The organism is Mycobacterium sp. (genome assembly GCF_050701675.1).
Taxonomy (GTDB): domain Bacteria; phylum Actinomycetota; class Actinomycetes; order Mycobacteriales; family Mycobacteriaceae; genus Mycobacterium.
In genome coordinates this window covers 1-9,286 of record NZ_JBOGDD010000847.1, presented here as the reverse complement: position 1 = coordinate 9,286, position 9,286 = coordinate 1, and the positions used below count along the sequence as shown (strand labels likewise).

Annotated in this window: 9 protein-coding genes and 1 pseudogene; 5 read left to right on the top strand and 5 right to left on the bottom strand. The window is 67.2% G+C overall.

Going from position 1 to position 9,286, the window contains the following annotated elements:
• Positions 1–51: 51 nt before the first annotated feature.
• Positions 52–825: a helix-turn-helix domain-containing protein gene (locus tag ACRDUX_RS26065; RefSeq protein WP_526417956.1), complete on the bottom strand. Its 774-nt coding sequence runs from the start codon at positions 823–825 to the stop codon at positions 52–54.
• Between the two features lie 88 nt (positions 826–913).
• Between ACRDUX_RS26065 and ACRDUX_RS26060 the strand changes: the two genes are divergently transcribed.
• Both ACRDUX_RS26060 and ACRDUX_RS26055 read left to right on the top strand, forming a co-directional pair.
• Positions 914–1,606: an O-methyltransferase gene (locus tag ACRDUX_RS26060; RefSeq protein WP_526417954.1), complete on the top strand. Its 693-nt coding sequence runs from the start codon at positions 914–916 to the stop codon at positions 1,604–1,606.
• 45 nt (positions 1,607–1,651) lie between these two features.
• Positions 1,652–2,420, top strand: a pseudogene (locus ACRDUX_RS26055) (siderophore-interacting protein).
• Positions 2,421–2,433: 13 nt separating this feature from the next.
• Here ACRDUX_RS26055 and ACRDUX_RS26050 read toward each other — a convergent pair.
• Positions 2,434–3,834, bottom strand: coding sequence for a cytochrome P450 (locus ACRDUX_RS26050; protein ID WP_526417952.1), 1,401 nt, complete (start codon positions 3,832–3,834; stop codon positions 2,434–2,436).
• 69 nt (positions 3,835–3,903) lie between these two features.
• Positions 3,904–4,542, bottom strand: a complete 639-nt coding sequence (locus ACRDUX_RS26045) for a GntR family transcriptional regulator (protein WP_526417950.1) — start codon at positions 4,540–4,542, stop codon at positions 3,904–3,906.
• Positions 4,543–4,701: 159 nt separating this feature from the next.
• Between ACRDUX_RS26045 and ACRDUX_RS26040 the strand changes: the two genes are divergently transcribed.
• Positions 4,702–5,706, top strand: coding sequence for a 1-aminocyclopropane-1-carboxylate deaminase (locus ACRDUX_RS26040; RefSeq protein ID WP_526417948.1), 1,005 nt, complete (start codon positions 4,702–4,704; stop codon positions 5,704–5,706).
• A gap of 58 nt (positions 5,707–5,764) precedes the next feature.
• Positions 5,765–6,418, top strand: coding sequence for a DUF4232 domain-containing protein (locus tag ACRDUX_RS26035; protein ID WP_526417947.1), 654 nt, complete (start codon positions 5,765–5,767; stop codon positions 6,416–6,418).
• A 34-nt stretch (positions 6,419–6,452) separates the two neighbouring features.
• On the opposite strand, the gene ACRDUX_RS26030 is transcribed toward ACRDUX_RS26035, so the two are convergent.
• Complete coding sequence (locus ACRDUX_RS26030) at positions 6,453–7,682, bottom strand: lipase family protein (protein ID WP_526417945.1); 1,230 nt, start codon at positions 7,680–7,682, stop codon at positions 6,453–6,455.
• A 137-nt stretch (positions 7,683–7,819) separates the two neighbouring features.
• On the opposite strand from ACRDUX_RS26030, the gene ACRDUX_RS26025 reads away from it, so the two are divergent.
• On the top strand, positions 7,820–8,203 hold the full coding sequence (locus tag ACRDUX_RS26025; protein ID WP_526417943.1) for a nitroreductase family deazaflavin-dependent oxidoreductase: 384 nt from the start codon (positions 7,820–7,822) through the stop codon (positions 8,201–8,203).
• A 117-nt stretch (positions 8,204–8,320) separates the two neighbouring features.
• Here ACRDUX_RS26025 and ACRDUX_RS26020 read toward each other — a convergent pair.
• On the bottom strand, positions 8,321–9,286 hold a 966-nt coding region (locus tag ACRDUX_RS26020), incomplete at its 5' end, for a hypothetical protein (RefSeq protein ID WP_526417942.1).

Here is a 9,286-nt window from a genome sequence, read left to right as displayed (position 1 = left end):
GGGTGTAGTGGCCCCCGTCGGGCAGCCGGCCTTGGCAGTTGACTGAAGCCCCTACCGCAGAGCCGCTTGGTAGCGGCCGGGGGTCTGGCCCACGACGGCGGTGAACGCCTCGATGAAACTCGTGGGGTTGGACCACCCGCACTCCATCGCCGTGTCGGTGACGGACCGCCCGTCGGTGAGATGTACCAACGCGTGGTGAATGCGCAAGACGGTGCGCCAGCGGTGGAAGCTCATCCCGAACTCGGCGTGGAACAGCCGGCTCAAGGTGCGCTCACTCGTCCCCGCGGTTCGGCCCAACTCGCCAAGGGTCGTCGTCTGGGCTGGATCGGCATACAGCAGATCGGTCACGGTCCGCAATCGGTCATCGCGCGGTTCTGGCAGATACAGCGACTGTTCGGGGGTCTCGACGAGTTCGTCGATCACCACACCGCGCAGCCGTTGGTAGGCGTCGGGGCGGATGGCCCGTCGATCGGTCAGGGCCAAGAACGCCTCGCGCAACAAGGGCGTCACCGCGTACACGCTGGGGTGGGCCACCAGCGCGCCGCACAGGTCCGCGGGGATGGCGATGACGCAGACATCGGTCCTGCCGTAGAAGCGGTGGGAGTGATGGAATCGCGGCGGTGTCCACGTGACCCGATTCGCCGGCGCGACCCAGGTACCACGCTCGGTCGTGGTCGCCAGGGCTCCGAAGGCCGGGTACACCAGTTGCCCCTCGGCGTGCGAGTGGACGCCGATGTGAGAGCCGTGTGTCAGCCGGCCCGCGCCACGGGGTGTCCCCGCCGGATAGAGGGGAGGCGGCGCGACGACTTGGCGGGTTTTCGGCATCGATGGGGACTTTACCGGTGGTGACAGCGGCTTAGTTAGGTAAGGCTTACTTTATCCGTACCATTTTGCCATTCGAGGAGAAACCGACATGGACACACTCACCTCAGCACCGGTCGCCGACGTGCTGACCCGGCTGTTCGACGAGGCGCAAGCTGCCGATGGGCCACTGCGGGCCCGTTTCACCGAGAGCCTTGGGGATGACGGCCATGCGGTCGCGGACCTGCTGGCGCGGGAGGCGGCCGACTACAAGAGCCTCTATCACGGGTTCGCCGACAACTTTCTGAACATATCGGCCGAGTTCGGCCGCTTCCTGTATGTCTGTGCGCGGGCCCGCCAGTCCAAGCGGATCGTCGAATTCGGCACCTCGTTCGGCATCTCCACCATCCATCTCGCCGTCGCGCTGCACGACGGCGGCGGCGGTGAACTCATCAGCACCGAACTCGAGCCGACCAAGGCCAAGCGCGCCCGCGAGAACTTGGCCGCCGCAGGGCTGAGCGACATCGTCGACATCCGCGTCGGCGATGCCCTCGAAACCCTCCGGGACGGCGTCGGCGGCGGCATCGACCTGGTGCTGCTCGACGGCGCTTGGACGCTGTATCTGCCGGTACTCAAACTGCTCGAACCTCACCTGCGCCCGGGAGCACTGGTGATCGCAGAGAACGCACTCGACGAATCGGGCGACTACCTCGGCTACGTGCGCAACCCCGACAACGGCTACCGCACCATCCCCCTGCCCTTCGAGCCGGAACGCGGCAACGAATTGTCCGTCCGCACGGCGTAATTGGCACACGACTGAGAACCCACTGCCGACCTTCAGGAGAATCTCATGGCATTGCTCGTCAACGACATCCCGCTCATCAGCACACTGCGCGACGCACTGCTCCTGTCCGCGACAGTCAGCGAGATCGAAGATCTCACACCGAGGATGCGCCGCATTCGGTTCAGTGGCCCGCGCCTGCAGGGGTTGACCTTGGAAACCGGGCCAGCACGTCCGATTGCAGGTCGCCGGTCTCGTCGAATCGGCTCTCCGACTCCACCCCCACGACGCACTGCGCACCTATTCGATCTACCAGGCGAACCCTGAGATCGGCACCCTCGACATCGTGATGCTCGACCACGACGGTAAGCCGAAAGCCGATACGCCTGCGAGACATTGGGCCAGGACCGTCGAAATCGGGTCGCGTGCCAGCCTGACGCGACCCCAGGGCAACCTGGTCCCACGCCCCGAAGCGACCTACCACCTGTTCGCCGGTGAGGAAACCGCGTCGGTGGCCTTCGCCGCGATGCTGCGATCGCTACCGGCCGATGCCGATGTCCACGGCGTCATCGAGGGCGCCGCCGATACCGACCACCTTCCGCTCCCCCGATCCCTCACCCACGTCGAACGCGGCGACGCCGCCGCTGCGAACTCCGCCGTCCTCGCCACGGCCCTGCGCGCCCTCCCACTGCCCGACCGTCCCGGGGCCGCCTATCTCGCCGGTGAAGCCCGCACCGTCCAGACCCTCAGAACGATCTTGATCGATGAACGCGGCTGGGGTCGACGCGACATCCGCACGAAACCCTTCTGGACGCCGGGGCGCTCCGGCCTGGAGTGACCGCTGTCCAGTCCTACGGACGAACGGCGTTCCGTCGCGCAGTCAGGCGGGCTGGGATCGGGCCCTTGGCGACCGTGGTGAACGGCACCTCGACGGGAAAGTCGTCGGCGAGCGAACGCACCTCGACCGACCTGATGATCGTCGCCAGCGCGAGCGTGGTCTCCAGGAGCGCGAAGTGCTCTCCGATGCATGACCGCGGGCCGCCGGCGAACGGGACGAACTGCCAGCGTTGGCGCCGTGCCGAGGCGTCGGGGCTGAACCGCTCCGGGTCGAAGACCAGCGGGTCCGCCCACAGGTCCGGGTCCCGATGCACGGCCTGAATTCCCACGGCGACGATGCTGCCCGCCGCCACGCGGTAGCCGTCTATCGCGATGTCCCGCAATGCCAGCCGACCGACCCCGGCCGCCGGTGGACACAGCCGCAACGACTCGTTGAGCACCTGGCGGGTGTACCCGAGTCGCGGCACGTCGTCGGGCGTCAGCTCACGATCGCCGAGCTCGGCGACTTCCGCGGCGACCCGGTCCGCAATGCCGGGATGGTGCCCAAGCGCCCACAGCGCGTAGGTGAGGGCCGTGGCGGTCGTGTCGTGTCCGGCAAGCATGAAGATCAGGAGGTCGTTGCGGATGTCGTCGTCCGAGAGCGTGTCTCCGGTGACCGGGTCGGTGGCCGCGATCAGCGCGTGCACCAGGGGGGCGTCATGGGCCGGATCCCGGCGGCACGTCGCCAAGATGTCGTCCGCGACCGCGAGCATCGTCGCCACCGCCGCGCTGGCGCGACGACGCGCCCTGGTGGGCAGCCAGCGCGGTGCTCGCAGGGGTCGGAGCGCACGATCGGCGGTGTAGGAGGAGGCGACGTGCATGGACTCCGCGATCACGTCCGCACGCTCGTTGAGATCGAGTCCGAGGATCGAGCGGCCGAGCGATTGCATGGTCAGGCGGCGGCACGCCACGTCGAGGTCGACGTCGAGCCCGGCTTCGAGCCGACCGCCGTCGCGCCAGTCGTCGACGACGGTCTGCGCCGCGAGGGACATGTGGCCGCCGAAGCGGCGGACGTTGTGGCTGGTGAACACCGGCTGAAGGGCCCGCTTGCGCGGTATCCATCGCTCGTTGGGCAGGACGAACAGGCTTTCGCCCGCCATGTGCCGAACCTCGTCGTGGACGACGCAGCGCTCAGCCAGGTCGTGGTTTCGCGCCAGCAGGTCACCGATCCCGGCGGGCGAGGTGACCAGGACGAGGGGCGGGACGAGCCACTTCGGGCCCAGCTGGATGCGTGTCACGGGACCACCGGCGTCGCGCAGCGACTCTCCCCCGGTATTGAAGACCCGCACGGCTTTCAGCAACTGCCGATAGGACATGGGGTTCTTCGGCACCGGCGGTAATGCGCCGACGTCGTGGGGTTCTGTCGTCGCGACCATGACGCTCCGAATGCTAGCGATGCCAGCGGCCTGCCGTCAGGTCGCACCGTGATCGGCAAACCTCGGGCGTCACTGCAGCGTCAGCCAGTTGAGACGCGCCTCCCGCGCGGCGGCTTCCGCGTCCCCCCGTTCGGCCAGATCGGCGATCTTCGCGTGCTGCGCAACCGAGGACCGCCCGGTGAGCGACGAGAAGCGGGCGCGTTCCATTCGCCGCAGCAGGGGGGTGTACTGGTCGAGTACCGCGCGGATGGCCGCGTTGGCACACAGATCGACGGCCACGGCGTGGAATTCGTCGTCGGCCGCGATGGCACCCGCCACGTCCTCGGTGCCGAGAGCGGCGGCGAAGCGCCCGTTGGCGGTGCGCATGGCCGTGATGTGTTCTGGCCCCATCGCGGCGACGGCGTCACGAACCGCAAGCTCGTGCATCGCCGCCGTGACCGCCTGCGCGTCCTTGCAGCTCCGCACGTCCAGGGGGCTGACGATGGTGTACTGCCCCGGCCGGGTCCGGACCAGACCTGCCGATTCGAGACGGGCCAGCGCCTCGCGGATCGGCGTCCTGCTCACCCCGAGCCACGCCGAGAGTTCGACGTCGACCAGCCGCTCCTCCGGTTCGAGCGTCCCGTCCACGATCGCGGCCCTGATCGCGGCGAACGCGTCGTCGCGAAGCAGCTGGCGTTTGGGCGCGACCATCTTCCGTGGCACCGGCATGCAATATGGTGCGCCCGACTGTGTGGTGCGTGTCAAGTCGACCTCGGGTCCTCTAGGCGCTCCTGAGCTGGCCGGATCACGACATTCGGCGTTCACTCCCGATTGCGATATATTGCGTATCGCCATTGACGACGGTTGCCTCTCCGCGAAAGGGAACGCATGTCCATCCAGGATTTCGACCGCTACCCCCTGACGTTCGGGCCCAGCCCGGTCCACCCGCTGGAACGGCTGACTGCGCATCTGGGTGGGGCGCGGATCTGGGCCAAGCGGGAGGACTGCAATTCGGGCCTGGCCTTCGGCGGCAACAAGACCCGCAAGCTCGAATACCTCGTCCCCGACGCCCTGGCGAAGGGTGCCGACACCTTGGTCTCGATCGGCGGCTATCAGAGCAACCACACCCGCCAGGTCGCCGCCGTGGCAGCGAAGCTGGGGCTCAAGGCCCTGTTGGTGCAGGAGAAGTGGGTCGACTGGCCCGACCCGGTGAACGACAAGGTCGGAAACATCCTGCTGTCCCGCATCATGGGCGCCGACGTGCGACTCGACCCTGCGGGCTTCGACATCGGCATTCGATCCTCTTGGGAGGCCGCGCTGGAGGAGGTGCGCCAGGCCGGCGGCACGCCCTACCCGATTCCGGCGGGCGCCTCCGAGCATCCGCTCGGCGGACTGGGCTTCGCGAACTGGGCGTATGAGGTGCAGGAGCAGGAGGCCCAGCTCGGCGTGTTCTTCGACACGATCGTCGTCTGCACGGTCACCGGCTCGACGCACGCAGGCATGATCGCCGGCTTCGCCGGGCAGGATCGACCGCGGCGCGTGCTGGGTATCGACGCGTCGGCGACGATCGACAAGACGCGTGCACAGGTCGAGCGGATCGCGCGAAACACCGCCGAGTTGATCGGCCTCTGCCGCGACCTACGCGACGACGAGATCACGGTCCTCGAAGGGTGGGCCGGGGACCTGTACGGGATTCCGGTGCAATCGACACTCGACGCGATCAAACTCTCCGGTCGGCTCGAGGCGATGATCATCGACCCGGTGTACGAAGGCAAGTCGATGGCCGCGCTGATCGACCTCGTCGGGGATGGCACGATCCCGAAGGAGTCGAACGTCCTCTACGCCCATCTCGGAGGCCAGCCTGCGCTGAACGCGTATTCGGGTCTGTTCTAGTCCAGACACCGCCCTCGCCGGGCGGGAACGTCGAACGACATCGGTACGGTGGCCGACCATGAAGACCAACAGCAGCGCACCCCGACGCGGCGTCGCCGCCATCTCGTCCGCGCTCTCGATCACGACGGCCGTCGCGCTGCTCACCGCGTGCTCGTCGAACTCGACCGCGCCCGAGAGCCCTGCGCCGCCCACCGGCGACTCGGTGGTTGCGACCCAGACCGTGCCACCCCCAACGAGCGAGACCCAGTCGACTGCAACGACTTCCGCCCAGGGAATCGCCGCCTGCACGTCGCGCACGTCGAAGCCGTCGCTCGACTCTCCTGGGGAGCCCTCGGTGGGAGGGCAGGAGACGTTCACGCTCCGCTACGCCAACATCAGCGACTCTCCATGTGTCACCGAAGGATATCCCGGTGCGACCCTCACCGGACCGGACCTTCCCGGCCAGGGCAGCGAATTCCAGTTGGGGCGCAGCACGATTCGACCCGCCGAAAGCCTCGTCGTCGACCCAGGCAAGAGTGTGGTCGCCGATCTGACGGTCCTCACCACCCCGCCCGATTCCGCCGGATCGTGGCTACCGACGCAGTTGCTCACCATCGCACCGGACGACACCGCCGTCATCGCCTTGTCGTGGCCGCCCAACACACCAGTGCTGCGACAGGACAGGGCAACCCATCCAGGCTCCTACGTCGGCGCGTTCCACCCCGAGGGCTGAAAAGCCGGCGGAGCGAGGTTCTCTGCTGTCTTCGTCAACGTGCGTGTCTCAATGAGAGCCATCCGTGTCGATACCCGGCCATCGAGGTCAGCGTCCGTGGCCGCATGGGCCTGCCCTTGAAGCGTTGGGTGAGCCAGGCCAGTGTCAGCGGCGTGGACAGCGGCAGCAGGGCATAGTGCTCGCTGAGGCGATCTCGCACATACGTCACCTGCGCGCCGCCTTGCCGGTAGCGCTCGACCTGTCCGTCGACGTCTTCGACGTTGATGATCTCGTCGTGTACGGCCTGCAGGACGAGAAGAGGCATCGTCGGGATGTTCATGCCCAATTGGATGTCTGCCAGCACCTCAACGACTTCCGGCAGAGCCAAGACGTCCGCCAGGGGTATGTCGAGATGACGATCGAGGTCGTGGTGGTTGAAGTGAGCGACGGCGATCGCCGTCGTCTGTTCCTCGATCGAACGCAGCAGACGCTCACCGTCTGCAGTGGCGTGCTCTCGGATGACGCGGTCCAGGCCCGGGTACACCCTGCGCAGTCCCGCTATTGCCATCAGGGGAAGCCCGGCGTGGAAACCGCCGTTGAGCCGCAGCAGCGCTGAGGCCATGTCGCCGACGGGGGATCCGAGAACGGCCCCAACGACATTGAGTTCAGGCGCGTATGTCGGCGCCATCTCCGCGGCCCACGAGGTTGCCATCCCGCCACCGGAGTATCCCCACAGCGCGACCTGGTTGTCCGCCTCCAGTCCGAGGGGATCGAACGTCAAGGCGGCCCGAATGCCGTCGAGCGTCCGGTATCCGGGTTCCCGCGGGGCGCCCCACGCGCCTGCCATCCCTTCGTGATCGGGAATCGACACCGCCCACCCCCGCGCGAGCGCCCTGCGCAGTACGAGGAACTCGAACTGTGCGATCGAGCCGGTGGCGTGCGCACCGAGGCGAAGCGCGTAGGAGGGGAAGCACCGCGAGGTCACCGCGTCGATAGCGCTCTGAAACGACAGCAGCGGCCGCGGCTTGTCGCCAACGGCGCCTGCGGGCAGGACCACGGTGGTCGCCGAGATGCTGGGCCGACCCCGCAAGTCGGTGGACCGGTAGGTCAGCTGCCATGCCGGCAGTGACTCCCTGGCCCGGCCGAAGAGAGCCAGCTCAACCTTCCTGGTGCGGACAACCTCGCCCGGTGTCAGGCGCTTCAGATCTTCGGGCGGGCGATAGAAGGGATCCGCGACGGGCAACAACGGATGCGCGCTCAGCTCGTATTCGTCGTTCGTACTCATCCCGGTGACGCTCATACTGTCCTTCCGTCGCGACGAGGCCCATTTACGTCAACACGTTAGTTTGGGTAACTATGCCCATGTGTTCGTGACGGCATGGGGCTTGAGATCAGCCGAGGGGCAAGAGTTTGATGGTCTTCGTGCAGATACCGCAGTGGGTGGCCCGGTTCAATCGGCACGTGACCAATCCCCTGCAGCGACTGTGGGCGGGCTGGGTGCCCGCGATGGGCATCCTCGAACACGTCGGACGCAAGTCGGGTAAGCCGTACCGCACCCCGCTCAACGTGTTCACGACCGACGACGGTGTTGCGGTTCTGCTCACCTACGGACCCGACCGCGACTGGCTGAAGAACCTCACCGCCGCGGGCGGGGCGCAGATGCGCCGCCACGGCAAGACGATCGACGTGACCGACCCGAGAATCGTCACCAGGGCCGAGGCGGCGGGCCACGTGAGGGGCCTTGCCAGGCCCGTGTTCGCGCTGCTGCCCTTCGACGAGGCCGTTCTGCTGCGCCGCAGCGGTTAACTCGCCGTCCGGGGTGAGCGCCTCGCCCACTTCGGGCCGCACCGGCAGCGCGGGTGTGTCGAGAGAGACTCGCCTGGCGCCGCGCCACTAACGCAAGGGGTTTGGGCGCTACTTGGCTTAGCTTCCGGGTAGGAATCGGACTGCGGTGATGACGAACGCTGTCGTCACTGCCATCGACGTGGTGTTGCCGATGAATGGATGGAAGTCCTTGGGCAGTCGCGCTGAGATCGGTCGTGCGATCACGGGGCAGATCAACGCTCCCGCAACAGCGCCGACGACGATGGACACGGTGCTGCCGTTGTAAGCAAGCACCGTGGCAGGAGCGACGGAGACCACCGATATGTAGGTGGGCGCCCAGCCGCCGCCCCGGTACAGCTGTCGCCAGACGACCACTCCGATGGCGGAGGTCAGCGCTTGCGCGAACAGAATGTGCGGTAGCAGGCCGGAGCCGTAGGCGGGATAGAGGGGGTTGAACAAGAAGGCGGCGACGACGCCGACGATCACACCGATGCTGGCGAGTTCGTTCGCGTAGAACTGGGTTTCGGTGAAGTCGGCGACGATGCGTCGGATGGTCCACAAAGCATCCTTGGCGGTGCTGACTGGTCCGACGATAGTGGTGGGCGCGGCAACGGCGATCGGTGCGTCGACCGGTTCGGGCACCTGCATCCAGGGTAGATACCGGCACAGGATGAAGCTGATGGCCGTGCCGATCGACATGGCGGCAGTGTTGGCGACGACGGGAGGAAGGTCCAGTCGCGCGGTGAGGTGGTCGATGATCAGCATGGCCACCGGCGTGGTGGTCAAAGCGCCCAAGATGGCGCCGGTGAAGAACACCGACCATCCTGCGCCGTAGACGAGGACGACGGCCGTGGCGACGCAGACGAACGGCACGAACGTCGGCTGCCAGCCCTCGCTGAGCCGCCAGCCGAAGATCAGGTTGGACAGGATCAGGCTCAGCGAGGCTGAGCCGAGGATCCATGGCCACAGTCCGCTGCCGTAGGAGATGGGCATGCCTGCCCATCGCTTCCCGCGACTGCCGGCCCACCATGCGATCGCGGCGCCGGCGAGCAGACCCAGGGATGC

Coding starts and splice junctions, on each gene's coding strand:
- ACRDUX_RS26065 (WP_526417956.1), bottom strand. CDS start 825: ATGCCGAAAACCCGCCAAGTCGTCGCGCCGCCTCCCCTCTATCCGGCG.
- ACRDUX_RS26060 (WP_526417954.1), top strand. CDS start 914: ATGGACACACTCACCTCAGCACCGGTCGCCGACGTGCTGACCCGGCTG.
- ACRDUX_RS26050 (WP_526417952.1), bottom strand. CDS start 3,834: ATGGTCGCGACGACAGAACCCCACGACGTCGGCGCATTACCGCCGGTG.
- ACRDUX_RS26045 (WP_526417950.1), bottom strand. CDS start 4,542: ATGCCGGTGCCACGGAAGATGGTCGCGCCCAAACGCCAGCTGCTTCGC.
- ACRDUX_RS26040 (WP_526417948.1), top strand. CDS start 4,702: ATGTCCATCCAGGATTTCGACCGCTACCCCCTGACGTTCGGGCCCAGC.
- ACRDUX_RS26035 (WP_526417947.1), top strand. CDS start 5,765: ATGAAGACCAACAGCAGCGCACCCCGACGCGGCGTCGCCGCCATCTCG.
- ACRDUX_RS26030 (WP_526417945.1), bottom strand. CDS start 7,682: ATGAGTACGAACGACGAATACGAGCTGAGCGCGCATCCGTTGTTGCCC.